The sequence below is a fragment of the Paenibacillus sp. S-12 genome (genome assembly GCF_030363895.1).
GTDB classification, from domain to species: Bacteria; Bacillota; Bacilli; order Paenibacillales; family Paenibacillaceae; genus Paenibacillus_B; species Paenibacillus_B alvei.
In genome coordinates, this window is record NZ_JASIUF010000002.1 from 260,251 (window position 1) to 286,699 (window position 26,449).

Genomic DNA, 26,449 nt, shown 5'->3' on the forward strand with positions numbered 1-26,449 from the left:
GGTTAACAAAATGGAACAATTAACAAAGCTAGTCGAACGAGTGGTACAGGAACAAATATTGAGCAGTGCGGTGCTCAGCCAGCTGCGGCGCAAGCCGGAAGAAGGTTACACCAAGGTGTTGGTCAAACCAGTGCGGCTGCGCGGGCAAATTCAGATTCAATTCGAATACCATTATGCTAACAAGGTAACGCACGATAATGTACCATTAACAGAAGCGGCTGTAAAGATGATGTCTTTGTTTGAGACCACATTCAAGCAGGGGCTGCTGCGGACAACAGAGGGCGACTACCAGGTATTGATCAGCAAGAAATTCAAGGTTACGATTCGCAAGCAAGCTGCAGTTGTGCGCAAGGTAGATGTGTCGCATAACCGGAAGAAGCAATATGTACTGAATGAGGGTGTTCCGGTTCCCTTCTTGGTGGAACTGGGCATTATGGGCAAGGAAGGCAATGTTATCGCAGCGAAATACGATAAGTTCCGGCAGATTAATCGCTTCTTAGAAATGGTGGCAGATGTGTTGCCGCATCTTCCGCGTAACCGCACAGTGCGCATTATTGATTTTGGCTGTGGTAAATCATATTTGACATTCGCGTTGTATCATTTTTTGCATGTAGAATCCAAGCTTCCCGTTCACATTGTCGGATTGGATCTGAAGCGGGACGTTATTGAACGGTGCGAGGCGCTTGCAAGACGTCTAGGCTATGAAGGACTATCCTTCCTGATGGGTGATATTGCCCAATATGAAGGAACCGATGAGGTCGATATGGTGGTTACACTGCATGCATGCGACACGGCAACAGATGCAGCGTTGAACAAGGCCGTCCGCTGGGGAGCGCGGGTGATTCTATCCGTGCCTTGCTGTCAGCATGAACTGAACCGTCAGGTTGAGCAGAGTGTATTGGAGCCTTTGTTAAGACACGGTATTTTAAAGGAGCGGTTCAGTGCACTCGCGACAGATGGGCTGCGGGCTAAGTTGCTTGATTGTATTGGCTACCGCACGCAACTGCTCGAGTTCATAGACATGGAGCATACACCAAAAAATATTCTTATTCGTGCTGTTCGTACAGAAGAATCTGATGGGCAAGAGTCAAAGACCGATCCACAGATGTGGCGTGAATATGAGACGTTCAGACAGTTTTTAAAGGCAGATCCTTATTTAGAGCATGCGCTGGAAGATCTGCTCGCAGTACGAGGCTGTCAGCGAACGATGTAAATATCGATCATTCAAATTCAAAGAACCTTCTAGTCTTCTAGAGGGTTCTTTTTCATTTCCATTTTACATGGAGCGGGCAGTGGTGTAAGGGAAAGGAAGACAGGTTCACACTTGCGTACTTAAGGCGTCTCCTGGGACAACTAACAACATGTTTCTCTTCAAATTCCATTGAAATTGGACGATATAGAGGAATAGGAGAATTGGATTAGGCAACATAACATGTCAATGCCCGTCATAGGGAAATACATCGGTAATCGATCAGGGCAGATTACGTTGTCGCAATAGAATATGCAGGACGCCTATGTCCGCTCGATCCGAACAGCATGAGCAGGATGGACGAACAGAGCGGGACAAAGCGGAACAATAGGCTGTACTGCAAACGAAAAACCTAGGAGGTTGACAGTCAATGACGGGAGCTTATGTCACAGATACTCCGGAGTACTTGCTAATGTCGCTTTTGCACAGTCGTACAGTGCTTGAGGGAGATAATTGTATTGCTACGGGAGTATTGTCTTATTTAGAAGGAGATGTCATGGAGGTAGAACTGCCTGAGTTCGAGCGGTTTGAACTTGGAGAATCACTGAAGGTGACCATTTATTCAGCGGTGGGCATCTTCAATTTTCATACCCAGGCGGTAGCGCGGCATGAAGGCTCTTTGCTGCTTATTCATCCGCCGCATCAGCAGCGTAAATTTACAGATCAACGCCTGTATCCGCGGATTGAGGTACGGAAGCATGGATATGTATTGCCGCCACGACCGACAGAGGGGATAGCAATTACGCCGACGCCGATACCGATTCAAATTGAAGATATTAGCCTGAATGGCGTCGGATTTTATATGACAGGAGCATTTCCATTAGAGGAGGGGAGCGAAGCAGAAGCTGAATTGCAGCTTGGCTTTGCTGTGCCTTGCCGATTGAAAATTATTCGCACGATGATGCGCGAAGAGGATACTTTCTATGGCGCCAAGTTGCAGGTGACCAGTGATTCTGCGTTCCGTTCGCTGCGTGCATTTATTATGCGGGAACAGATCAAGCTTCATATTGATCGTAAATCAAATAATTCAAAAATAGCTCGCCCATAACGTGCCAGAATAGTGTATACTTTCTCAGGTACATAGATATGAAATGGTAGGAGAGAAAGGAGATGGAGATGCTTGAAGCTTGCTTCTCGTCATTTACGAATTATATTAGCCTGGTGTATCGGCATCGCGCTCCTAGTAAGCGCCTTTCCATCAGTAACTTCTGCGGCGAGGGTAAATAATCGTTTTCCGGATAAAGTGATTCAAAAAATTCCGTACCAGCCATTGGTGAAGGATAAAGAGGATAGAAGGGACATTCCGGCAACTGTTGTAGGAGTTACGTATCAGCAAGTTACGAATATTGATCCCGGGATTGCGCTTGTTGATGTTGATTTGCCGCAGCAGCAGTATGTCATTCATCCTCACAAGGCAGGTACAACCACAGTCGAATACAAATGGACTCAGCCCAGTGGGGAAGATATCTATCATAAATTTACGGTAACGGTAACGGATCCGGCAATATCGATCCAGATTCCAACGGTCAAATTTATTAATGAATATGACTATAAAGATAGCTATAAGCAGCTTTATTCTGCTGAGATCATTAGTTTTAGAGATTTATTTGATGCTGATTGGAGCCAAACCAACGATCGACAGATTCAATACGCGTCTAACAACGGTGTCTTTAGTCCAGTAAGTGAAGATACAAGTAAACCGGGCAGTCCATTTTCAGCTATAGCTATGAAGGCTGGGGATGAGAGATGGGTATTCAAGTTGACAACAAAGGTCGGTACTGAGTCCGTAACAGCGACCTATTATAAAGATTTTAAAGTGAACCAAGAACCTGCATTTACACCGGATCCCAAGGCTCCATTGCAGCTTTTGCAAGGTGTAGAGACAAATATTTCAATAGAGCATCTATTTACTGATCCGGATAATGATGAGCTATTCTATTCCATACGGTCTAAAAATGGCAAGGTGCAAGTTAGTCTGCTGGGCGGTGATCAGATCTTGATTAGCCCAATGCTTTCCGCAGAGGGAGAAGACGAACTCATCATAGAGGCTGATGATAAACGGGGAGGCACCGTTCATGGCAAACTTGCACTACATATCAGCAAGCCGCTTGCTGTAGGGATTGCCGGTACATATCCTGAAGTGGATAACCAAGTTGAAATGATGCCAGCTAATAACGGGGAATATTATATGGCGCCATTCACCACATATCTCCCTACGCAAGCAGAGCTTGAACAGCAAGTGACTGTGGGGGACGCACGGAAGGCGGAGCTTACAAATGCGGGCAGCCTAAAGTTCGTTATTGATCAACAAGGTGGTCAATCTAAGGAGCTTAAAGCGGGCAAATACGGTCTCTATCAATATGATGGATCCACGGTAAAGCTGGAACATGCCATTGAACTGACAGGAAAAGAAAAGGTCATTCGGGAACTGAAGGAGCTGGCTGCTGCTAGAGGGGAATCGAACTATAATATAGTGGACGCTCAGCAATGGCTGTTCACGAAGGGTGATAATAATTTCGTCCGTGCCAAGATTGTAATGGCACTGCTGACGAATTAGAAGTGTTATAGACAGAAGGTCAACTATAGGGTTGGCCTTCTTTTTGATTGTCCATCATAATAGATATAGAATTGGTAGAATCGAGAAAGGAGGGAGGGTGTTGATGAAGGCGGGCTTTCAACGAGACGGAGACAGCAATTTAGTTATCTTGTATATAGGAATCGGAATCCTATTTGCTGTACTGCTTGTTGCGTTGTGGCGGCAGGGCTTGTTCTATGATCGCGATGTGCTTGTGTTGTCGCTCCTTCTATGTGCGGTATCGGCAGGCATGCTTGTCAAATGGAAATCGAATTGGGAAGCGGCACTTCCACTTCCGCTCATGTATCCGCTTCTCCTCATGATTGGATATTCCGTAAACTGGGCCCTAGGGCCTGCGACCGTATATGGCACGCAGATGCAATTTATTCGAAACGCCATGTTGTTGGCATGGATTGTGCTGCTGGCCATTGTACTGAATAGAGGGGGGAATCAGGCCAAAAGGAATATTACAGGTATATTGCTGTTTGTCGGATTTCTGATCAGTATCAGCGCGCTTAGCATGCTGTACGGATGGGTGCCGAATAAATCCGGTGTGATGGTGAGTGGAAATTCGGAATTATCGGCGTTTGGATTTCGTTTAGGCGGGATCGTCCAATATCCGAATACACTTGGCGTGCTTGCGGGGGCATTTGCACTATATCATCTGAACGAAACGGCATACATAGCGCTTCAAGCTCGAGCATCGGTGAACGGGCTGACACGTCGTTCTTTCAAGCAATGGCTGATCATAGCTGTCCCGCTTGTTCCTCATCTAGCCGTCCTTGGTCTTAGTGAATCGAGAGGATCTTGGATCGTGTTCAGTATAGTATGGGCAGTCGGAATATGGAGGGCGCAAGGGCATCGCATTGCCTATGTGCTGACATTTCTCTGGTTTGGGGCATGGTCATTCGCGGCGGCCTCCTGGAGTGCTTCCATATGGCAAAGCGGAAAAGGCTGGCTGCCGCTTCCTCTATTGGTTGCTTGGATTGCCTCGATTATGTTGTTTGGAGGGGTGTTGCTGTATCGGAGTCGGATTCGCTGGCTGCAAAGCGGATTATTTGCAGCGATCATGCTGCTGTTGCTCCTATGCAGCAGCTACTTGCTGCCTACAGGGGCAAGCAGCCGGATTACGGATCATTATGCCACTGCTGGTGCACGCACGATGTTCTACAAGGATGCGCTAGTGCTGTGGAGGGAACATCCATGGTTCGGGTCAGGGGGGGATGCATGGCGGCAGCAGTTCAGCCGCATACAGAGCCAGCCATATGTGGGGAAGGAAGTGCATAGCAGCCTCCTGGATATGCTGCTTGATGTCGGGCTGGTATGGACTCTGGCTGTCGTCAGTCTATTGATTGCAGCATGGATTATGGTATGGCGTCGGCATGCTGGGTGGGGAATGGCAGCAGCAATGGTGCTGGCACATAGTCTGCTTGATTTTGACATGGCTTATGGGCTTGTCGGACTGCTGCTCGCTGCATTTCTAACGCTTGGCATGTATGACGACGCAGCGAACATGAACAGCAAAGCGGTAAGACTATGCTTTATGGCTCGGCATACGGACACGAATCGCAGCAAGCAGTTCGTTGCACTGCTGCTCGCCGTGCCATTGGCAGCCGCAGTTGTGCTCGCCTCGTGCCACCTTGTGGCACAACAGCTCGCCGCGGCTGCCAGCGCTGCTGCCGACAGGGCCACCGGCGCTGCCGGCCTAGCCCGTGCGCATGCGCAGCAAGAGGCCGCGCTGCGCTGGGCGCCTGCGAACACGGCGCTTCGCATCGCCGTGAGCCGCACCTTGCCTCCGCGGGAAGCGCTTGCCCTTCTGGAGGAAGGGCTGCGCTATGAACGCGACGGCAAGGGGCTCTATCGTGCGCTCGCCCTGGCAAGCATGCGCCTGGGCCGCGCTAATGACGCCGGCGCTTGGTGGGAGGCGGCGGTAAGCAGCGACCGCTTCGATCGCACGCTGCAGACCGAAGCGGTTGAGAAGCTGGCTCTCGCGGCGCATCTCGATGCGAATCGCGAACAAGCAGCTTTATATGCGACCGCGGCGAGCAGACTGTATCGCCGCTACGAATCGGAAGTGCTGCTGGTTCAGCGAATGCACAAGCCTGCCAACGATAAACGCTTTGCGCTGACAGAGGAAGCGAAGCGTGCATATGGCTCCATTGCTTCGTACAGGATGATTCAGTAGATTATAGGCGGCTGACATACATGCCCACACGCACATCTCTCTGCGAACATACGTTACTAGGGAAGTAACTCATGGACGAAAGAGGAGACGATGATGAAGAAGCTACCGTGAATCCAACCGCCGCAGAAGGATCCAAAACGCTCGACAACACGCTTGTCTAGGCGCGTAAAGTATGTCAACAGGACGCGAATACTTGGGCCGATTTTACATTGTTTCACGGTATTGTAGGTTCAGTCTCACGGAGTTCCTTTCAGAACGAATGGATTTTTTGCCCGTTTCTTTGTGAACGGCAGGGTGCTCGAAACAAGTCCCTTCGACAGATTTGGAGTCGTTCGCTTTTAACAAAATGTAAACCTTAACGAATGCAGGCTTCGGATACAAATCTTCGACTAGGAGGAATATTGTTCCGAATGTGCAGCGTACCGGCAGGTGTCGAAGCATTTGCCGTTATCGGCTAATCTCCCTAACATAGCCCAAAGACCGATCCTTGAGCCATTACCGCTCTTGGATCGGTCTTTGTTCGTGAGAAGCTTGATTTCACTTATTCTTAGTATTCCTTATCGTAATCGACAATACTGCGGGCAGGCTGTCCATGTTCAACATAGGCCTTCAAATTTTCAAGGAACAGCCTTACAGCACGTTCCTTCAGTTGATCGGTATTGCCCCCGATATGAGGGGTGATGATAACATTATCCATGGACCATAATGGATGATCCTCCGGCAGCGGTTCGATGTCGAACACATCAAGGCCTGCACCTGCAAGATGGCCATTTTTCAAAGCGTCGGTAAGTGCGCTTGTCTTCACGGATGCCCCGCGGCCAACGTTAATGAACAGCGCTCCTTGCTTCATGGCGGCAAACGCAGCTTCATCATACAAGTTCACCGTCTGTGAGGTTTTCGGCAATATATTTACAACTACGTCGCATTCAGGCAGGACTTCATTCAACTGCTCAATTGTATACAGGCTATCTACATGATCAGTCGACCGAATAGAGCGGCGGACACCTAGGACACGCATACCGAAAGCTTGGGCGATTCGTGCAACCTCTGTACCGATTTGACCGACACCGATAATCCCCATCGTCTTGCCGTGCAGCTCCGTAAACTTTCCTTTCGTGTCCCAGTTATGGCGAGCTTGATTGCGAATCGCTTGCGGAAGATTACGTGTAAAGCCAAGCAGCATAGCGAATACCGTCTCCATCATCGGAATCGGGTGCACGCCTCCAGCAGTTGTGAGTGTGATATCGTGTTTGCGAAGCGCGTCCATCGGTACATAATCCGCCCCGGCAGTCCATAGCTGAATCCAGCGAAGCGGGGAATCATCATAGAAACATTCTTCCTTGACGGCGGGTGACCATCCGAATATGACCTCAGCTTGGCGGAACACGTCACGATCCAGTTCTTTAGCTCGTCCAGCAATGATATTGAAGCCTGGTGCAGTGATCCGAACGTGCTCCAGAAGTTCAGGCGGCAAATCTAGTGCACATACGATATTTCTCAAGATGAAGTCCTCCTTAGCGTCTATTTCTTATCATCATATACTGAATCCAATTGGCACGTCTACGAGAGCTCCGGTGGAACAAAGACAATAGAAATAGGCTGCACGGAGGGCAGCCGACAGTTTGGGTAAATTAGAAAAAGCTAGCCTCCGAATGATTTCCGGAAGCTTGCGGATAATTTGGCCTGATCCACATTCCACAGCGCAGCTAACTCGGCGGATACATTCTCGTCCCACCAATCGGACAGCTTCTTGCGGTTGGCTCCATTCTCATGAATCCAGATCAAATTCTCGATTACCTTGCGGTAATATAATTGTTCTCCTTGCTGGACAAGATCCTCGGGAATCCAGACGTTCATTCGCTTAATGGTTCGATACAATTCATTATTGCAGGCACGGCGGATTCTTCTGGCGGTAGGAAGAGGCCTTGCATGGCGCTCCTTCGGGGCTTTCAATCGATGACGACTCCTTTCCTGCATATTTATGTTCATCATATGCAGGTCTCCGACCTAGGTGCCTTGTTACACGCTATTTGGAATCTACTACGATATAGCCTACCATCGGGCCCTCATGCTTCATATCCGGATGGGTTAGGCAGACGATGCGATGGACGCCTTCCTTTGCAGTGAAGGTGATTACGGTTTCCTTGTCCTTCTCGATGCTTCCTTTTAGATTCATGCTTTCGATTTCGAAATCATGTTTTATGCCGTTACCCCCTCGTATGCGCAGTTCTACACGCTCACCGGCTTTAGCATGAACCGTTCCGGGTATGAATTGATACATTTCGATTTCACTGCCATTTTCCAGCTTGGATTTCACTTCTCCGGTCACCATGTAAACAATTCGGGTCGATTGGGGATCGGCTTCTACAGCCTGCTCCGAACGAATGGATTCATATCGCCAGAACGCTGCGGCGACCAGTATGGCAGAGAATACAATTGCACCAATTCGCAATTGCTTGCGAGAAACGATCCAAAAGCGTGTCAATTTTTGAAACCTCCTTTTAACTAAATGAGTATCACATATTAGTGCTTGCTCGGGCAGTTATATTGGGGGAGCATTCATGACTATTGAAAATGATTGAGAGTACAAGCTTAAGCTTAGTCTATGTGTATGCATGATTAGATTGGCGCATGACTTGGTTTGTTCCGGGTAAAAGGAACACCAAGATCGAAAAAGCCAAAGTCGACGATTGGAGTCATGATGAACCGTATGATAGAATAAGCTGGGAATTAAAAAGGAGAGAGACGAGCTATGGCATGGATACATGATGTGGTAAGTTCGCTGCTTCACTGGGTGCAGCAGCTAGGGGAATGGGGAATAATGCTGGGGCTCATGATTGAAGTCATACCGAGCGAAATCGTGTTAGCCTATGGTGGGTATCTAGTTTCGATTGGTAAGGTGAGCTTCATTGGCGCTGTCATTTTCGGTACAATTGGCGGGGTGCTGGCGCAGCTGATTGTATATGCGATCGGCAGATATGGCGGACGTCCTTTTTTGGAGAAGTTCGGGAAGTACATCCTGATCCGCAAGCATCATATCGAGAAGTCAGAAGAGTGGTTCGAAAAGTACGGAACAGGCGTTATCTTTTCTGCACGCTTCGTACCGGTTGTTCGTCACGCGATTTCCATACCAGCAGGGATATCCAAGATGCCGGTAGGAAGATTTACGTTCCTGACAACACTGGCTGTAATCCCGTGGACCATCCTTTTCGTATACTTGGGATACGCGCTTGGAGACCAGTGGGAACATATTAATGAGAAGGCGGCACCTTATGTACAGCCATTTATTTTGATTGCACTTGCCGGTCTCACGATATATTTTGTTATAAAATATATGAAATCCAAGCGGAAAGAGGAGAACCCGAAATGAGCAAACATGTAGCGAATATATTGGGTCAAGGAATTTCACCGCAAGCATTTATCGACTCTATGCAAAAAAACAAGGAAGCCCTCATTTCCTGGTATGATCAGTTTGCTTGGTCAAGTGAAGAGGAAAAGGAGTTTTTCGAGTCACTCCAATATCGTGATGATATCCGCTGTCTTATCTTGGCGGCAGATTGGTGTGGCGATGTAGTTCGCAATGTACCTGTTGTATTCCGCGCTATGGAAGCAGCAGGTATCAGTACTGAGGTATTGATTATGGAGCGGTTCCCCGAGATTATGGATCAATTCCTGACAATGGGCGGACGATCCGTTCCAATCGTTATTTTTGCAGATACGGGCGGTTTTGTTCTTGGTCAATGGGGACCGCGTCCAAGCGATGTTCAGGCTCACATGATTCGATTCAAGCAAGAGAATCCGGATCGTGAAGCACCAGATTATCAAGATAATTTAAAAATAGCCAGACAGCGGATTCTGGAGCAATATGGCGAGGGAACGGGCTATCAAGCCCGAATTACGCGCGAGTTGAGAGAACTGCTGTCAGGGTTTTAATATAGCAAGGAGCTGACAAGATATTGTTTACGATTAAAAGTTTCAACCTAGGTCCTGTCCAAACGAACGCTTACCTGTTGACGAACGCAGAGACGAAGGAAGCGGTCGTTATTGATCCCGGTATGAATCCAGATCGATTGCTGCAGGCGCTCGATGGGCTGAGTGTGAAGGCAATATTGCTCACACATGCGCATTTCGATCATATTGGCGGTGTGGATCTCGTACGCAAGGCACACCCATGCCCGGTGTACATTCATGAGCTTGAAGCAGAATGGCTGACAACACCAGAGCTTAATGGCTCGACAATGTGGCAGCAAGTAACGCCGCCAATGTCTATGAAGCCAGCCGAACATTTGCTGCAAGATGGGGATACGCTGGAGCTTATCGGTCATTCCTTCTACGTGATGCATACGCCGGGGCATTCGCCAGGCAGTGTGAGCTTCCTCCATGACAAGCACTTGTTCGCTGGTGACGTTCTATTCCGCGAAAGTGTGGGGAGAACGGATCTGAGAGACGGCAGTATGAAGACATTGTTGAATTCGATTCATAAAAAGCTGTACACACTGAGTGACGAAGTAACGGTCTATCCAGGGCATGGCCCGACAACGACAATTGGCTATGAGAAGAGCCATAACCCGTTTACTTAATATGAGGCTGGACTAGTAAAAAAGCGTTAAGTATTCCTGATATACAAGGGTGCTTAATGCTTTTTTCTTTATTTTTTTTGGATTGCTGAAAAGAAGAGGTTTCAATCTTTTCCATATTCTTCTTGTTTATGGTATACTTAGGAAAGGAAGCACGCAGCATCGATGGGCTGTCTGCAAGTACTCCATTTTTAAAGATTGAAGATTATACGAAGGGAATAAGCAGGTATGAAAATTTTATTTATCACAACTGCTCATAATAGCATGAGTCAAAGAATGTTTGTAGAACTAACAGATCGAGGTTACAAGGTGGAAATTCACATTACAACAACTAAATGTGACATGATTAAAACTGTTCAAAATCAGAATCCAGATTTAATTATATGCCCGTTTTTAAAAACAGCAATTCCAGAAGAAATTTGGAAAAATTACGTGTGTATCATTGTTCATCCAGGGATTGTGGGAGATCGCGGCCCTTCTTCATTAGATTGGGCAATCACTAATAATCTGCCGGAGTGGGGTGTCACTTTCCTACAAGCAAATCATGAGATGGATGCAGGGGATATATGGTCTACAGACAATTTTGTGATGAGCAATAAAACGAAGAGTGCATTATATCGCCACGAAGTTACACAAGCAGGGGTAAAATGTTTATTAGATGTAATAAAGAAATTTCAGAGTAATCGATTTTCTCCTATCCCCCTTAATTATGAAAATTCAGAAGTAAAAGGGCGGCTCCATATTACAATGAAACAAATACATCGGAAGATTGATTGGAATGATTCTACAGAAGTGATTTTTAAAAAGATTTGTGCAGCAGACAGTAACCCGGGAGTTCTTGATACAATTTTTGAAGAAGAATACTATTTGTATGGGGCTCACAAAGAAAGTAAACTCAGAGGAGCACCGGGTGAAATTATTGGAAAACGTGATGGGGCGATTTGTCGTGCTACCGGTGATGGAGCAATCTGGATCACACATTTGAAACCTAAGGGATATTTTAAAATTCCTGCTGCACTCGCGTTAAAGAATAAGTTAGATCATATACCAGAGTATTCTTTAACGCCTTTTGAAATATATACAGGAGACTCATATAGAGAGATTTTTTATGAAGAAAAAAATAAAGTTGGATATTTATATTTCAATTTCTATAATGGAGCGATGAGTACAGAACAATGTATACGTCTGCAAGAAACGTTGATTGATATAAAAAAAAGAGAGATAACTGTACTTGTATTAATGGGAGGACATGATTTTTGGTCAAATGGTATTCATTTAAATACGATTGAGCACAGTGAAAACCCTGCGGATGAATCATGGAGAAACATTAATGCTATGAATGATTTAATTTTGGAGATTATATCTATGAACTCTAAACTGGTTATATCAGCTCTACAAGGAAACGCTGGAGCTGGTGGAGTAATTTTAGCACTTGCAGCTGATTATATATATGCTCGAGATGGTGTGGTTTTAAATCCTCATTATAAAAAAATGGGTGGTTTATTTGGTTCAGAGTATTGGACATATCTTCTTCCAAAACGTGTAGGGGACAAGAAAGCGTACGAATTAACAGAGAAATGCTTGCCAATTAGTACTGCAACTGCAAAATCTATAGGGTTATTAGATGATGTATTTGGTCAAACTGCAGTAGAGTTTGTAGAGCAAATCGTTTTTCGTGCGGAAACAATAGCAAATTCTTTGGATTTTCAACAGTTTATTTCGAAAAAAAATGAAAAAAGAAAAAATGATGAAGCAAGCAAAGCACTAAATCAATATCGAGAAGAAGAGTTAAAGCATATGTGGAATAATTTCTATGGTCTAGATAAGAGCTATCATATCGCGCGACATAATTTTGTATATAAAATTCCTTGTACAAGTAGTACATTAAACTGTACTCTAAGTTAAGAGAGAAAGGTGATTCAGTTTATCATTCTCGGTTCTGTTGCAAAGTTTAAAAAGCAGAAACAAGTATTGATGGGCTAGTAAAAAAGCGTTAAGTATTCCTGATATACAAGGGTGCTTGATGCTTTTTTTCTTTATCTTTTTTGGCTTGCTGAAAAGAAGAGGTTTCAATTTTGCTAGCTTCTTCTTATTCATGGTATGCTCAGGAAGGAAGGCACACAGCATCGATGGGCTGTCTGCATACGGTTCTGGACAGTCCCTTTTCACAAAACGGAACACAATCTGTGCAAGTGAAGCATAATCACGTAACATAGGGAGGAGACAGCCTATGAATACCGAACAGTCAAAGGATGAAATAATCAAAGCAGAGCACCATGGTCGAATTGCCCGTCTTCAGCACAAGATGGAGATTGCAGGGATCGATTTGTACTTAGTTACACACAACCTGGATATATATTACTTAACAGGCTCGATGCAGACCGGCTATGTACTTGTGCCAAAATGCGGCGAAGCCGTCTATTTCGTGAAGCGCAGCTATCCGCGCGCGCAAAAGGAGTCGATCATTCGCACAGCTCCGCTTGGTTCATTCCGTCAGCTTGGTGAGACGATCCGATCTTACTATGAAGCGTTGTTCCAAGGGGAAGGATCTGTCGTCATTGCAACAGAGTTCGATGTGCTGCCTGTTCAGCAGTATGAACGATTGAAGGCGGTCATTCCTGGAACGAGTTGGACGGATGGCTCTACCCTGTTCCGCGAGCTGAGAATGCTTAAATCCGCCTATGAGCTGGATCGCATTCGGACGGCAGCCTCAGCGGCCCATCAAGTGCTTGATGCCGCAGCAGATTATATTCGACCAGGCATGACAGAGCTGGAGCTCATTGCGTATATTGAACGTGAATTCCGGCTTAAAGGGCATGTTGGTTTAATTCGGATGCATGGCTATAATCAGGAGCTTGTTACGGGGATGGTGGCCTCGGGAAGTGCAGCTGCAGAGCCTTCCTATTTCGATGGACCAGCTGGTGGGCTTGGGCTGACGCCTGCGAGTCCGCAAGGTTCCAGTCGGAAGTCAATAGAAGTGAATGAGCCTGTTCTTGTTGATATCGGGTGCTGCATCGACGGATACGTTATTGATCAGACACGCACACTCGTCATGGGCCAACTGGAGGAGGAACTGCAGCGCGCATACGACGCGTCGGAAGCGATATTGCGTGCGACGGAGAAGCGATTGAAGCCGGGTACGGTGTGCGAGTCGCTGTATGTAGACGCACTTGCAATGGCGGAATCGTTCGGGCTGCAAGATCACTTTATGGGATATGGCGAGGATCAAGTTAAATTTCTCGGACATGGCATTGGCATGGAAATTGATGAATGGCCTGTTCTTGCTCGCGGATTTAAGCAGCCGCTGCAAGAAGGAATGGTTATCGCGATCGAGCCCAAATTCACCTTTCCAGGTCGTGGTGTAGTAGGAATTGAGAATACATACCTGATTACTGCAGATGGATATGAAACGTTAACGACAGCTGAAGAAGGATTGCGGATCATTTCTTCGTATGCATAGGCACAAGCGAGGGTCAGATTTGAAGCTATAGCCGTAAGTAATTATAGAGACTGCTTTTGTGACCAATTGATATACTCGTACGTATACATTTACAGGAGCCATAAATTCTAGTACCATATAAACTACATCTAACGGATGGGAGGCATGGACAATGCTGCCTTTGGGAGAGAAAGTAGTCATTGTTGCCGACCGTTTCGAACAACATTTGCCTATCGGGGAATACGGCTATATTATTGCCTATGACCGCAATGCAGACAACGCATTCGACTATGTCATCCGAGTTCCGAGAGCAAACCGCAACTTTTTTGTGCCAGCATCCGACGTCGATCAAGAGGAACGGCTGCTGCAGCAGGAAGCGGACCGCATCGAACGGGAAGCACTTATCGATTATGCACTGGCGACTCATAATGAATCGTTATTCCGTCGAATTATGAACGGAGGCGCAGAACCTGAGAGTGAAGAGAGCGAACAGGACGGCGCAATGTCACAAGAAGAGTTCATTCGCCAAGTGAATTTAAGAGCTTGGATTTAAAGAAGACACCGATCACCGGATATTCCGGTGCTTCGGTGTTTTTTTGCATTTTGGATTGAAGTGAAGATTACACCGTCCTTATGCAGAATGACGCGTTGAGTTGATTACGCTTCTAAGCTATAATAAGGGGATGAATTTGGCCATGATGGCGCAAGGAGGAACTGGCTGCCGATGAGCATTCACGCAAAAGACGTCGAGCACGTTGCTAAGTTGGCAAGACTCGACTTGAGCAATGAAGAGAAAGAGCGTTACACGGAACAACTGAACGCGATTCTAAAATATGCCGAAAAATTAAATGAGTTAAATACGGATGACGTTACACCGACGACCCATGTTCTGCCGATTCGGAATGTCATGCGTGAGGATGAAGCGCGTCCTTCGCTGCCGATAGAAAAGGTAATGGCTAACGCGCCGGAGGAAGAAGAAGGACAATTCAAAGTACCGGCCGTTCTGGAATAAGCGAAATAAAGGAGGATGCCCGCATTGACGCCACTTGAGATGTCATTAACGGAAGTAAGACAAGCAATATTGGAGCGCAAGCTCTCCGTCTCTGAATTGGTGGACGCGTCATTCCGACGCATTGCCAGCACGGACGAGCAGGTGCAAGCATTTCTTACGATGAATGAAGAAGGTGCCCGTACCGAGGCGGCTGCAATCGACAAGCGCATTGCAGCAGGGGAAGAACTCGGCTTCTTGGCCGGTATCCCTGCAGGGGTGAAGGACAATATCGTAACAGAGGGAATTCGCACAACCTGTGCAAGTAAGTTCCTTGATAACTTTGTACCCGTGTATGACGGAACAGTATCCCGCAAGCTGAAGGAAGCGGGAGCAATTACAATCGGTAAGCTGAACATGGACGAATTTGCAATGGGCGGTTCGAATGAGAATTCTGCTTATCGTACGACACGCAACCCTTGGGATTTGGAACGTGTTCCGGGCGGTTCCAGCGGTGGTTCTGCCGCTTCCGTAGCTGCGGGACAAGTTGCATTTTCATTAGGTTCTGATACAGGCGGTTCGATCCGCCAGCCGGCATCCTATTGTGGCGTTGTTGGCTTGAAGCCGACATATGGCCTCGTATCTCGCTTTGGTTTGGTTGCTTTCGCATCCTCATTGGATCAAATCGGTCCAATTACGAGAAACGTAGAAGATGCAGCCCTAGTGCTCCAAGCGATTGCTGGCTATGACAAGATGGACTCGACTTCAGCGGAGGTAGATATCCCAGATTATGCGGGCCAGTTGACAGGAAATGTGGCAGGTCTGCGAATTGGAGTGCCTTCTGAATATATTGGACAAGGCGTCGATCCGAAGGTGAAGGAAGCGGTGCTTGCTGCCTTGAAAGTATTTGAGGATATGGGAGCAACTTGGGAAGAAGTATCGATGCCGCATACCGAATACGCGGTGGCGACTTACTACCTGCTTGCTTCCTCGGAGGCTTCGTCCAACCTGGCTCGTTTTGACGGTGTTCGCTATGGAGTACGCGCGGACAACCCTGACAATCTGCTTGATCTATACCATCGTTCCCGCAGTGAAGGATTCGGACAGGAAGTGAAGCGCCGCATTATGCTAGGCACTTATGCACTCAGCTCCGGCTATTATGATGCCTATTACTTGAAGGCGCAAAAAGTCCGCACCTTGATTAAGCGCGACTTTGACGAAGCGTTTAACAAGTTCGATATTTTGCTTGGACCTACAGCACCGACTACGTCGTTCCGCATCGGTGAGCAAATTAATGATCCACTAGCAATGTACTTGAATGATATATTGACGATCCCGGTCAGCTTGGCTGGCGTTCCAGCAATTAGTATCCCGTGTGGGCTTGCTGATGGAATGCCTGTCGGTTTGCAGTTGATTGGTAAGGCGTTCGACGAAGCTACAGTGCTTCGGGCGGCCCATGCGTTCGAACAACGCACGGAGTTCCATAAGCTGCGTCCGCAGTTGTAATTGAGGAGGCTTACGACATGCCAAGTACGAAATATGAAACGGTCATCGGCTTGGAAGTGCACGTTGAGCTGCACACCAACTCGAAAATCTTTTGTGGCTGCTCCACCGAATTCGGAGCTCCGCCTAATACCCATACTTGTCCGATTTGCTTAGGTCATCCCGGTGTATTGCCGGTGTTGAACCGCCAAGCGGTCGAATATGCAATGAAGGCTGCTATGGCGTTGAACTGCGAAATTGCGCCGATTAGCAAGTTCGATCGGAAAAATTATTTCTATCCTGACTCCCCGAAAGCATATCAAATTTCTCAATATGATCAACCGATCGGTCAAAATGGCTGGATCGATATTGAAGTGAACGGGGAAACGAAGCGGATCGGCATTAACCGACTGCACTTGGAAGAAGATGCAGGCAAGCTGACTCACGTTGATGGCGGCTATGCTTCCCTCGTTGATTTCAACCGTGTAGGCACACCGCTCGTAGAGATCGTATCTGAACCTGAGCTTCATTCACCAGAAGAAGCGAAGGCATATTTAGAAAAGCTGAAGGCGATTATGCAATATTGTGACGTATCTGACGTGAAGATGGAGGAAGGCTCTCTGCGTTGCGATGCGAACATCAGCTTGCGCCCGATTGGTCAGAAAGAACTGGGCACCAAGGCGGAACTGAAAAATATGAACTCCTTCCGCGGCGTTCAGCGCGGTCTTGAATATGAAGAAGAGCGTCAAGCGGATATCCTCGATGATGGCGGCAAAGTGGTACAAGAGACACGCCGCTGGGACGAAGCGCAGGGACGTACACTTACGATGCGCAGTAAGGAAGAAGCCCACGATTATCGCTACTTCCCGGATCCTGATCTGGTCACACTTATTATCGATGAGGAGTGGAGAGAACGTGTACGTCAATCCATTCCGGAATTGCCGGATGCGCGCAAGGCTCGTTATACGAGCGAATATGGCTTAACAAGCTACGATGCAGAAGTTATTACGGCATCGAAGAAGCTGGCTGATTTGTTCGAGGAGAGCCTTCAATATACGAAGGACGCGAAAGCAGTAGCAAACTGGATTATGGGCGACCTACTCGGGTACTTGAACGCGAATGGCCTTGAAGCGGATGCTTCAAAAGTTACCGGTCAGGGCTTGGGCGAAATGATCGGCTTGATTGAAAAGGGCACGATCAGTTCCAAAATCGCTAAGACCGTCTTCAAGGAGATGCTGGAGACTGGAAAGGCTCCTCAAGCTATTGTTGAAGAGAAGGGGCTTGTACAAATTAGCGATGAAGGTGCAATTAAGACTGTCGTTGAGCAAGTAATTGCGAGCAACCCGCAATCAGTTGAGGATTACCGTGCGGGCAAGCAGAAGGCGATTGGCTTCCTCGTGGGACAAGTCATGAAGGAAACGAAGGGGAAGGCTAACCCTGGTCTTGTAAATCAATTACTGGTTCAATGCTTGGGCGAGCTGTAAGATATTCAATCGAATCTGGCACCGAATTTAGAAAAGGAATGCGGAAAGCATTAGAAAATACAGAGCAATGCAGAAAAGCGGAGTGAATCTCCGCTTTTCTTGTAGCTTTATATGATTTTCATAAGGATTGTAATGTGTGATTCCGATAAGGTGGGGATGTTCGTGATACGTCAGCTGCAAATGAGTGATGATGCAACCTTGGATCAACTGTGGAATCTGCAACAGGCCGCATATCGAATAGAAGCGGATATGATCGGTTTTGACAAGATACCGCCCTTGTTAGAAACGGTAGACGATCTGCGCAGAACTAGTGAAATATTTTTTGGCTGGTGGGAGGGGCAGCAGTTGGCTGGAGCCGTATCTATTGAGATGATCGGACCGGTCGTTATGGATATATGCAGGCTTATGGTACGACCGGACTATTTTCGTAGAGGTATTGGAGCTGGTCTATTAAGCCATGTGCTGCATATGCCGGACGTGCATACGCACCGAATTGCAACAGGAGTTCGCAATATACCTGCATTGACGTTGTATGAGCGCGAAGGTTTTCAATATGTGCGCGACGAAGAAATTGCACCAGGCGTGTGGCTTCGCCATTTGGAAAGAAAGGGGGAGGGTTCATATGGAATTGCTCGCGGAGATACCTGCAACGAGTCCGTGGGTAATTGATGACTTTTCGTTGACCCTCCGATTACTGCTTGCGATGCTTCTCGGTGGCTTGATTGGATTGGAAAGGGAACAGGCGAATCACCCGGCGGGGCTGCGTACACCTATTTTGGTTTGTATTGGTTCTGCACTGATTATGCTGTTGTCTATTTATGGATTTTCAAGCTTCGTATATGAAGGAAATGTACGTGTAGATCCTGCTCGTCTTGCCACTGCGGTTATTACAGGATTGGTTTTCTTGGCGCAGGAACGATTATTTTTACAGGCAAGTCAATCGCAGGCCTTACAACGGCTGCTTCGTTATGGGTTGTTGCGGCGATTGGATTGGCTGTAGGTGCTGGATTTCAATACGCGGCTGTGGTAACGACGATCCTTGTTATTGTTATTTTGTTTGGGTTTAATAAGGTGGAACAGCGATTTTTCAGTGGGAAGCGTATTCGCGTTTTGACTCTGGATGCGGACTCTACTTCTGAGTTTCTTCATGAGCTCCATGTGTTCATGGAATCACATGATGTTATCGTGAAGAAGATGACGTTCTAACGGTTATTGAACCAACCCGATGATCCGATGACAGGAAAGCGGGCAGAATTACAGCTTATTCTCGGTATTCCAAAGCAGTTTGACATGTTTTTATTTGTTGGGCAGCTTGAACGAATAAACGGTGTCCGGACGGTTACTATGGAATAAGTCCAAAGTGATCCTAGACTAAAGTCGGTGAAACCTTCCTAGACTCGGGAAGGTTTCTTTCATTTCTCTTTCCAACGTACAATAAACGTAAGCTTATTTCGTACGGCAAAGCAAATTCACGCAAGAATGTTGCTGAGTGGAGAAGGGAAGAGATTATGGTGTATCGTAAGTTAACGCAATTTTCGGATGAACTTATCGTGAGTCAAGTACAGCAAGGTAATGAGGAAGCGATGCGTATTTTAGTGGAAAGATACCGTCCGTTTGTGATAACGTGTATTTGTCAGACGGTACAAGACCGCTATTTAGCAGAGGACATCGCACAAGATGTATTCGTGAAGGCTTATCGCCATATTCATTCATTCCGTGGAGATTCGAAATTCACGACATGGCTTTATCGGCTTACGAAGAATCAAATGATTGATATATTGCGCAAAAAACGCAAGGAAAGCCATGTAGAACGATTAGAACCGTATCATATTGCGTCCATCCAACTTCATGACGTTAAAGACATGCCAGATGAACTTATCATCAAGAAAGAAAGATGTGAAGAAGTGCGGCGCGCACTTCGAGCACTGCCTGAAAAGTATCGCATGGTGATGGAGCTGTACCATATGCGGCAGCGAAGCTATGCAGAAATTGCACAGGTGTTGGAAATGCCGGTTCGAACGGTTGAAACAAGATTATATCGCGCTAAAATGTTGTTTAAGCGAGCATGGCAAGAACGTGCTGGAATAGGGGCTATGTAAGGAGGGGATAACGTGGCTGAACGAAACGACGAACCGTTTCATGATTTGAATAGAGAAATAGACAGGGAGTATACGACAAAGGAGCAAGCAACAAATAAAGAACAGGATGAACAATTCCTTCGTAAGCGTCTGGAGCAGCTCGAACGTAGAGGCCGCATGTCTCGCGCTCATGAGGATCATCGTGGGTTTTCCCCAGGCCCGGGAGCGCCTGTACCGCCCCCGCCGCATCCGATGTATGGAACGATGCCTCCGAAGAAAAGTAAATTTGTTTCCTTGTTTCTATCCTTTATCTTCCCTGGAGCGGGTCACTTTTACTTGGGATTAATGCAGCGCGGGCTACTTATTATGATGATGCTGGCGTTGGATATCGTAGCGATTGTATACTTTACAGCTATAGATGCTAAGGTTAATGTGCCGCTTGTTGTGTTGCTTGGATTAATGCTCCCAGTTATCTACTTCTTCAATCTGTTTGATGCGCTGCAGTATACGGAACGAGTAAATCATCAAGCGATGTATGGGGGATTTGAGCCAGTGCGGCAGGGGCCGCTCTTAGGGCTGCTTCTTTTGTTTTGCGGTGTTGCAATGCTACTGCTAACCGTTGATCCAGTCTGGCTACGATGGTTCTTTACGTATGCGGGATCCTATGCGGGAGCTGCGCTCCTCATTGGCGGCGGTATCTTTTTGCTTATTAAGGAATCACGCAAGAGACGCTGACGGACAACAGGAGGAGATGGTCTTCAGTGGTTAAGGTAGGAAGAATAACTGCATCATTGCTTCTTGTCACTGTCGGAATTATGTTGCTGTGCGATCAGTTGTTTGGATTCCATACCTTACAATTGTTACTGACATGGTGGCCCTTGATATTTATTATTTGGGGCATCGAGTATATATGGACTGGCGTGTATCATAGTAAAAAAGGAGATACTAGACGGCTCCGTTTAGATTTTTTAGGCATATTTGTTTCGGTGTTCGTCGCAGTATCCGTATTTATGATTGCTCAACCATCCCTTTTCCGCGATTGGGTAAGGAGCATCCAATTTGACTTCTCGATGATGAAGGAGATGACTGGTGATAAGGGAATGGCAATCCAGCTTCCTAAAGTCGAGCACCTCATTCCTGAATCGGTGTCAAAGCTGGTTGTGCGCAATGACAACGGATCGGTAACGGTTCAAATAGGAAATGTGCAGAAGATTGAGGTAGAGCTGAGCGCGATTGCGATCGGGGTAGATAGAGATACTGCACAATCGTTGGCTCATCAATCTGGAGTGAACATTACGGATAATTCTGAAAATCACATGGTGACAATATCGGCAGATGGCGCGAAATACGCAGGTTCACAGCAACGAATCAAGATTGACATGATCATCACCATTCCGCTTCATCTCGCATGGTCGACGGATGTGAAAGCCAGTAACGGCGACATTGCTATCCATGATATGAAGGCCGAATCGGTGGCAAGAAGCAATAATGGAGACGTTAAGCTGCTTAACATCGAAGGATCAGTTCAGGGAGAGACGATGAATGGTAATCTGTTTGTACAAAATATCCATGGAGATGCCAAAGCATCAACTATGCATGGGAATATTACCATATATGACGTTCGTGGAAAGACAACGGCGGAAACGAAATCTGGAGACATTGACATTCATGAATCGGCAGGTGCCGTACAGGCTGAAACCTTAAGTGGAGACATGCTTATCGAGTCTCAGGATATCGGTGGGAATTGGAAATTACAGAACATGGCAGGTGATACGACCATCGGCATTCCAGAATGGGCAGATATTGCGATTCACGCGACAAATAGCTTTGGCGACATCAATGTGGATTCGGATTTGCCATTCCGAATTGTAAAGAATAAAGTAGAGGGTACAATAGGAAATGCCATGTATCAAGTAAATTTGGACACAAATGGTGACATAAGCATACAAAAACGGTAACAGCGCGTCGTATTAAGGATTGACAAAATAAAAAACTTCCACGTACAATGGACATATAGAAATTATTTTCTGAGAATCGTTACAATCTACGATTTGATTGGGTAACCCGTATAGAACTAATGTGAGCGTAGAAGGCGGTGGACAAGATGAAAACGCGGGTTCAACATGCATTAGGGCATCTGAAAATGTCCGGAGTACGCATCACGCCACAGAGACATGCGATATTGGCTTACCTGATGGATGCGATGAATCATCCGACAGCAGATGAAATATATCGAGCACTCGAACCGGATTTTCCGAGTATGAGCGTTGCTACCGTATACAATAACTTGAAGCTGTTTATTGAAGCGGGGCTCGTTCGTGAATTGACATATGGGGACAGTTCTAGTCGATTTGATGCCAACGTAACGGATCACTATCATGCCATTTGCGAGCGGTGCGGCAAGATTGTTGATTTCGCCATTCCAGAATTAATGGAATCGGTGGAGAAATCGGCTTCGGAGGCAACTGGGTTTATCGTACGGGGACATCGGATGGAAGTTTATGGTGTATGTCAATCCTGTGCGGAATCGGCTAAGGAGCAATAAATGATGGTCGATATTCAATATAATGCACAAATGTAAATGCGCGCGGCAAATTAATGCTAGCGCGCTTTTTTATTTGAAATGAATACATGTATGCAGTCTTAGAGTGGGAGTGACTTTAGATGAGAAACAATGGGATGGGGAGAGGCGCCCCGCATTACCGCGCTTCACAAGGAGGCAGAAGGAAGCGCAAAAAAGGTAGGGGAGGCGGTTGTCTCTTTATCATAATTGGCTTGGCTATTTTAGGTGCAAGCATATGGAAGGGCTGGGATGGCATCAGGGATTGGCTCCCGGGTTATAATATGGCTGATTCTGAAATGTCTCGCGTAGAACAGCCATTAATATGGGACGGTACTTGGAGTGGATATGGAACGAAGGGGAAAGGAAAGCAACTGCTTATCCCCGTTCAGGCTTTGTCTGATAAGCTCCCTGTTGTATATGAGGAGAGTTCCGATGCGGTGATTATGACAAGTTCGAAGGATGTTGCCTCTTTGCCGCTTGGAAGTTCTACTGGAAGTTTGAATGGTCAAGAAAAGAAATGGTCGGCTGCCGCTGAACGAATTGGCGGTGAAATATATGTTCCGATGACCGCTTTACAAGACATATACGGTTTAAATGCTAAGCAATACGACACAAATGGTGCAGTTCAGATTAGTACACCGGGTCAATCTCTTCAGCTTGGTATCGTTGCACAGCAACAGGAGGATAAGGAAATAGTTTTGCGGCAAAGCCCGGATAACCAAGCTGCGATTGTAGAAAAACTTGCGGGCGGAACGAAGGTAACCATTTGGAAAGAGGAAGGGAAATGGCTCCGAGTTGAGGCAGAAGGCGGCAACATCGGTTACGCAGCGAAAGATGAGATTCAACGTAAGGAAAGGATCACAGTTCCGCTGGCTTCTCCGGCGCCCGTACCGAAGTTCGTGAAGGAGAAGCGGCCTGTAAGTTTGGCTTGGGAAGCTGTTTATTCGCGCAACCCGGATCCTGCTAAGTTGCCTTCCATGCCTGGAACGAATGTTATTAGCCCGACATGGTTCAGTTTGGCTGATAATGAGGGAAATGTAGATGAAAAGGCAGAACCTCGCCTTGTACAATGGGCCCATCAGAATGACAAACAGGTATGGGCATTATATAGCAACAGCTTTGATCCAGATCGAACGACTGCTTCGCTCGCGACCTTTGACAAGCGAAATCGAACGATCGAGCAGTTGGTTAAGTTGGCGGATAAATACAGTGTAGATGGCATCAATATTGACTATGAGAATGTAAATGTAGAAGATCGCGATAAATTAACGCAGTTTGTCCGAGAGCTTACTCCTCGTTTGCATGCGAAAGGCCTTGTTGTATCCATTGATGTAACGGCCAAGTCAGGGAGCGACAGATGGTCTCAATTTCTAGATCGTGAACAACTTGCCCGTTCAGTCGATTTCATGATGGTTATGGCCTATGATGAGCATTGGGCGACCAGTCCGACGGCAGGTTCTGTCGCATCCTTGCCGTGGGTGGAAAATGCGATGAAGCGAATTATGGACGAAGACAATGTGCCTTCGGAGAAGCTTGTGCTCGGGATGCCGTTGTATACACGCATATGGACGGAAAAGGCAGAAGGAGGAGAAGTAAAGGTATCCTCTAAAGCAGTTGGTATGCAAAAAGTTCAAGATTTGATTCAGGAACGTAAGTTAAAGCCTTTATTTTCAGAGAGCACTGGTCAACACTACATCGAGTACGAGGAAGAAGGATCGACTCAGAAAATATGGATTGAAGACAAGCATTCCATTCAGTCCCGGATTCAGTTGGCGGAACGTCTCAAACTTGGCGGAGTAGCAGTATGGGCCCGGAGCTTCGCGGATGACGGAATATGGAATGTACTGAAATATCGGAACTCATAATTAGAATTTTACAATGATTGAAATGAAATAAAAGACCCTATCTTTCTGAATAGAGAGAGAGGGTCTTTCTTATTGCTAGAAATTGATTTGTTCACTCACTAGGAGCGAGCTCGTGAAATCAGAGATGTATATTCATGCTGTTGTAGGGTTCAACGAGTTTTCTTGCAGGAAATCTCTTTTCAAGCATGCTTCCATCGCTATGATATTGTAATATCATTTTTCTTGTCTTGCTCTGCGTTGCTTTCTACAGCTCCACTTTCTGCAGTAGCTTTATTAGGATCAAGTGTCAGTATGGTTCTGCAGAACATGCAACGATCAGTTTTTCCAAGAATTTTGGTTTGCCTTGCACACTCTGGGCACTCTAGCACTACTGCACTGGTCGACAGCATTCCGGCCCAAAAGTAGATTGCAACGCTTCCTAAAAGCAGAATCATCCCCAGAACCATGAACACTCCAGCGAAGACACGTCCTTGTGTGCCCCACATGAGGATGCCGGATGTACCAAGCACCATCATTCCCATTCCAGCTAAAGTAAGTACAAGTCCCCACAAGCGAAATTCATTGATTTTACTCGTTTTAAAAAGACGTTGTTTCATCGCAGCCTCTCCATTTCAAGATTGAAAATGTTTTCGAAGGAAGAAGGAAAGAGAGTTTCTATGTAGAATTATAAACTATCATTTGATGTAAAAGAAAGCCAAAAAAGCGTGGGGTCGAGAATGAAACATGTATTGGATAACTCCATTGATCAATTAATTGGTGCAGCTACAGTTAGCGGTCTTTATATATTGGAGCGCAACCAATTGGATGCTGATATGCACCAATATATTGAATGGGATCGCTATGTGCTGGTTGTTGATGAAGAGTGTCCGTCTCATCCTTATGAGTCGATGGAAGTGTCTGCTGACGACAGCTCTGTTGCGCGCTGGATATGCATTCACCCAGACAGGTGGGAGGAATGGAGCGTTTCGGATGAGGCAAGATCACTGCTTCCATTTTTCGGGCGTGGCAATATTCGAGTGGATCGCGATGGGATGCTGGCATTATGGCAGGAGCAGTTGATTCAGGAAGAGAAGACGCCGAATCAAATGCAGTATATGAAGACATATGCGCTGTTCCTGGAGGCATGTAATCAAGCGAAGCATTTACGCAAGCTGGAATATATGCTTGATGCCTATCGATGCGTGGATTTTGCATTTTATCATTTGGCTTCACTTGCGATTATGGAGCAAGGGGAAATGCCAAGACAAGCACTCTGGCAGCAAGTAAAGAGATTAAATCTAGGTGTCTATAAAATGTATGAGGAATTTACGACGAGCTCAGAAACCGTATCGCAACGAATTGAGCTTGCCATGCTTGCCTGTGAGTTCTCACTGGCAACGAAGAGTGCGGAATGCTGTGCCCCGTTATTGAACTGGCTGAAGCAGGCAAAAGGGCCAGTACCTATATCAGATATTATGCAACATCACGAATTCAAGTGGATGGCTGGATATATGCCTGCACTATTAAGCAAGCTCGCACACCGTGGTTGTGTAAAGGAACAATTGATTGACCATGCCAGTCCGTACGGCAAACTAGGAAGTACGCGTGCATATGAGTGGGTTGGTTAACAGCAATGCAATAGAGATTAAGACAGGTCGCTGCATGGCTGCTCATGCAGCGTTTTAACTTTTTTGAAATAAGTGTTGACTTCGGCCTGAGATGTATGATACATTAATACTCGCCTCTTCGAGAGAAGCACTTCGAACGAAAGCTGAATAAAGCAATCATTCGAAAGATTGAAAAAAAGATTTAAAAAAAGTGCTTGACTCCAAAAGGCAAACATGATATATTATAAGAGTCGCCGCTGACAAAGCGGTGAGAAAAAGAAAGTAACTAAGAGATTGGTTACTGACTGAGATTGTTCTTTGAAAACTGAACAACGAGCAACGTTTGTGAATGAGGTAGCAATACCTCGTCAAAAGATA

At 46.4% G+C, this 26,449-nt stretch carries 24 protein-coding genes and 1 pseudogene; 21 read left to right on the forward strand and 4 right to left on the reverse strand.

Translation table 11 applies throughout. The features are described from left to right. Positions 1-10: 10 nt before the first annotated feature. The 4 genes from NO352_RS01205 to NO352_RS01220 all read left to right on the forward strand — a co-directional run bounded on the left by NO352_RS01205 (position 11) and on the right by NO352_RS01220 (position 6,009). A complete protein-coding gene (locus tag NO352_RS01205; RefSeq protein ID WP_005542779.1) occupies positions 11-1,213 on the forward strand; it encodes a class I SAM-dependent methyltransferase in 1,203 nt (400 codons plus the stop codon). A 406-nt stretch (positions 1,214-1,619) separates the two neighbouring features. Continuing rightward, complete coding sequence (locus tag NO352_RS01210; protein WP_005542778.1) at positions 1,620-2,297, forward strand: PilZ domain-containing protein; 678 nt, start codon at positions 1,620-1,622, stop codon at positions 2,295-2,297. A 72-nt stretch (positions 2,298-2,369) separates the two neighbouring features. Further along, positions 2,370-3,806, forward strand: a complete 1,437-nt coding sequence (locus NO352_RS01215) for a hypothetical protein (RefSeq protein ID WP_268620047.1) — start codon at positions 2,370-2,372, stop codon at positions 3,804-3,806. Positions 3,807-3,909: 103 nt separating this feature from the next. Next, on the forward strand, positions 3,910-6,009 hold the full coding sequence (locus NO352_RS01220; RefSeq protein ID WP_289354761.1) for an O-antigen ligase family protein: 2,100 nt from the start codon (positions 3,910-3,912) through the stop codon (positions 6,007-6,009). A gap of 547 nt (positions 6,010-6,556) precedes the next feature. On the opposite strand, the gene NO352_RS01225 is transcribed toward NO352_RS01220, so the two are convergent. The 3 genes from NO352_RS01225 to NO352_RS01235 all read right to left on the reverse strand — a co-directional run bounded on the left by NO352_RS01225 (position 6,557) and on the right by NO352_RS01235 (position 8,494). Next, positions 6,557-7,510 (reverse strand): D-2-hydroxyacid dehydrogenase, encoded by a 954-nt coding sequence (locus NO352_RS01225; RefSeq protein WP_289354762.1) that lies wholly within the window; start codon positions 7,508-7,510, stop codon positions 6,557-6,559. Between the two features lie 140 nt (positions 7,511-7,650). Further along, on the reverse strand, positions 7,651-7,962 hold the full coding sequence (locus NO352_RS01230; RefSeq protein ID WP_040735083.1) for a hypothetical protein: 312 nt from the start codon (positions 7,960-7,962) through the stop codon (positions 7,651-7,653). 73 nt (positions 7,963-8,035) lie between these two features. Then, on the reverse strand, positions 8,036-8,494 hold the full coding sequence (locus NO352_RS01235; RefSeq protein WP_289354763.1) for a cupredoxin domain-containing protein: 459 nt from the start codon (positions 8,492-8,494) through the stop codon (positions 8,036-8,038). Positions 8,495-8,761: 267 nt separating this feature from the next. On the opposite strand from NO352_RS01235, the gene uptA reads away from it, so the two are divergent. The 16 genes and pseudogenes from uptA to NO352_RS01315 all read left to right on the forward strand — a co-directional run bounded on the left by uptA (position 8,762) and on the right by NO352_RS01315 (position 24,485). Further along, positions 8,762-9,379, forward strand: coding sequence for an undecaprenyl phosphate transporter UptA (gene uptA, locus NO352_RS01240; protein WP_268620044.1), 618 nt, complete (start codon positions 8,762-8,764; stop codon positions 9,377-9,379). Next, complete coding sequence (locus tag NO352_RS01245; RefSeq protein ID WP_268600685.1) at positions 9,376-9,942, forward strand: thioredoxin family protein; 567 nt, start codon at positions 9,376-9,378, stop codon at positions 9,940-9,942. Before uptA ends, NO352_RS01245 begins: the two co-directional genes overlap by 4 nt. Before the next feature lie 23 nt (positions 9,943-9,965). Continuing rightward, entirely contained in the window at positions 9,966-10,589 is a 624-nt protein-coding gene (locus NO352_RS01250; protein WP_289354764.1) for an MBL fold metallo-hydrolase, read from the forward strand. 225 nt (positions 10,590-10,814) lie between these two features. Then, positions 10,815-12,491 (forward strand): hydrogenase maturation protein, encoded by a 1,677-nt coding sequence (locus tag NO352_RS01255; RefSeq protein WP_289354765.1) that lies wholly within the window; start codon positions 10,815-10,817, stop codon positions 12,489-12,491. A gap of 325 nt (positions 12,492-12,816) precedes the next feature. Next, positions 12,817-14,046 (forward strand): M24 family metallopeptidase, encoded by a 1,230-nt coding sequence (locus NO352_RS01260; protein ID WP_268620043.1) that lies wholly within the window; start codon positions 12,817-12,819, stop codon positions 14,044-14,046. Positions 14,047-14,197: 151 nt separating this feature from the next. After that, on the forward strand, positions 14,198-14,578 hold the full coding sequence (locus NO352_RS01265; protein WP_005551237.1) for a hypothetical protein: 381 nt from the start codon (positions 14,198-14,200) through the stop codon (positions 14,576-14,578). A 171-nt stretch (positions 14,579-14,749) separates the two neighbouring features. Next, positions 14,750-15,037, forward strand: coding sequence for an Asp-tRNA(Asn)/Glu-tRNA(Gln) amidotransferase subunit GatC (gene gatC / locus NO352_RS01270; protein ID WP_005551236.1), 288 nt, complete (start codon positions 14,750-14,752; stop codon positions 15,035-15,037). A gap of 39 nt (positions 15,038-15,076) precedes the next feature. Then, positions 15,077-16,519 (forward strand): Asp-tRNA(Asn)/Glu-tRNA(Gln) amidotransferase subunit GatA, encoded by a 1,443-nt coding sequence (gene gatA, locus NO352_RS01275; RefSeq protein ID WP_483311809.1) that lies wholly within the window; start codon positions 15,077-15,079, stop codon positions 16,517-16,519. Between the two features lie 17 nt (positions 16,520-16,536). Continuing rightward, the gene (gene gatB, locus NO352_RS01280; protein WP_005551233.1) at positions 16,537-17,979 is read left to right on the forward strand and encodes an Asp-tRNA(Asn)/Glu-tRNA(Gln) amidotransferase subunit GatB; all 1,443 of its coding nucleotides are present in this window, start codon (positions 16,537-16,539) and stop codon (positions 17,977-17,979) included. 156 nt (positions 17,980-18,135) lie between these two features. Continuing rightward, entirely contained in the window at positions 18,136-18,648 is a 513-nt protein-coding gene (locus tag NO352_RS01285; protein WP_289354767.1) for a GNAT family N-acetyltransferase, read from the forward strand. Next, positions 18,602-19,069 (forward strand): annotated as a pseudogene (locus NO352_RS25250) (MgtC/SapB family protein); the annotation flags it as partial. The gene NO352_RS01285 and the pseudogene NO352_RS25250, both read left to right, overlap by 47 nt. 418 nt (positions 19,070-19,487) lie before the next feature. Then, positions 19,488-20,078 (forward strand): RNA polymerase sigma factor, encoded by a 591-nt coding sequence (locus NO352_RS01295; protein WP_289354768.1) that lies wholly within the window; start codon positions 19,488-19,490, stop codon positions 20,076-20,078. A gap of 12 nt (positions 20,079-20,090) precedes the next feature. Beyond that, a complete protein-coding gene (locus NO352_RS01300; RefSeq protein WP_005551227.1) occupies positions 20,091-20,792 on the forward strand; it encodes a DUF6677 family protein in 702 nt (233 codons plus the stop codon). A 26-nt stretch (positions 20,793-20,818) separates the two neighbouring features. Beyond that, on the forward strand, positions 20,819-22,015 hold the full coding sequence (locus NO352_RS01305; RefSeq protein WP_289354769.1) for a DUF4097 family beta strand repeat-containing protein: 1,197 nt from the start codon (positions 20,819-20,821) through the stop codon (positions 22,013-22,015). A gap of 146 nt (positions 22,016-22,161) precedes the next feature. After that, positions 22,162-22,602, forward strand: a complete 441-nt coding sequence (gene perR, locus NO352_RS01310) for a peroxide-responsive transcriptional repressor PerR (protein WP_005551225.1) — start codon at positions 22,162-22,164, stop codon at positions 22,600-22,602. 119 nt (positions 22,603-22,721) lie between these two features. Beyond that, positions 22,722-24,485 carry a glycosyl hydrolase family 18 protein gene (locus tag NO352_RS01315; protein ID WP_268620040.1) on the forward strand — a complete coding sequence of 588 codons (1,764 nt, stop codon included), beginning with the start codon at positions 22,722-22,724 and terminating at the stop codon, positions 24,483-24,485. 197 nt (positions 24,486-24,682) lie between these two features. Here the strand turns inward: NO352_RS01315 and NO352_RS01320 are convergent, their stop codons facing one another. Further along, positions 24,683-25,081 carry a DUF2614 family zinc ribbon-containing protein gene (locus NO352_RS01320; protein WP_005551223.1) on the reverse strand — a complete coding sequence of 133 codons (399 nt, stop codon included), beginning with the start codon at positions 25,079-25,081 and terminating at the stop codon, positions 24,683-24,685. A gap of 120 nt (positions 25,082-25,201) precedes the next feature. On the opposite strand from NO352_RS01320, the gene NO352_RS01325 reads away from it, so the two are divergent. Then, the gene (locus NO352_RS01325) at positions 25,202-26,092 is read left to right on the forward strand and encodes a hypothetical protein (RefSeq protein ID WP_005551222.1); all 891 of its coding nucleotides are present in this window, start codon (positions 25,202-25,204) and stop codon (positions 26,090-26,092) included. The last annotated feature ends 357 nt before the right edge of the window (positions 26,093-26,449 follow it).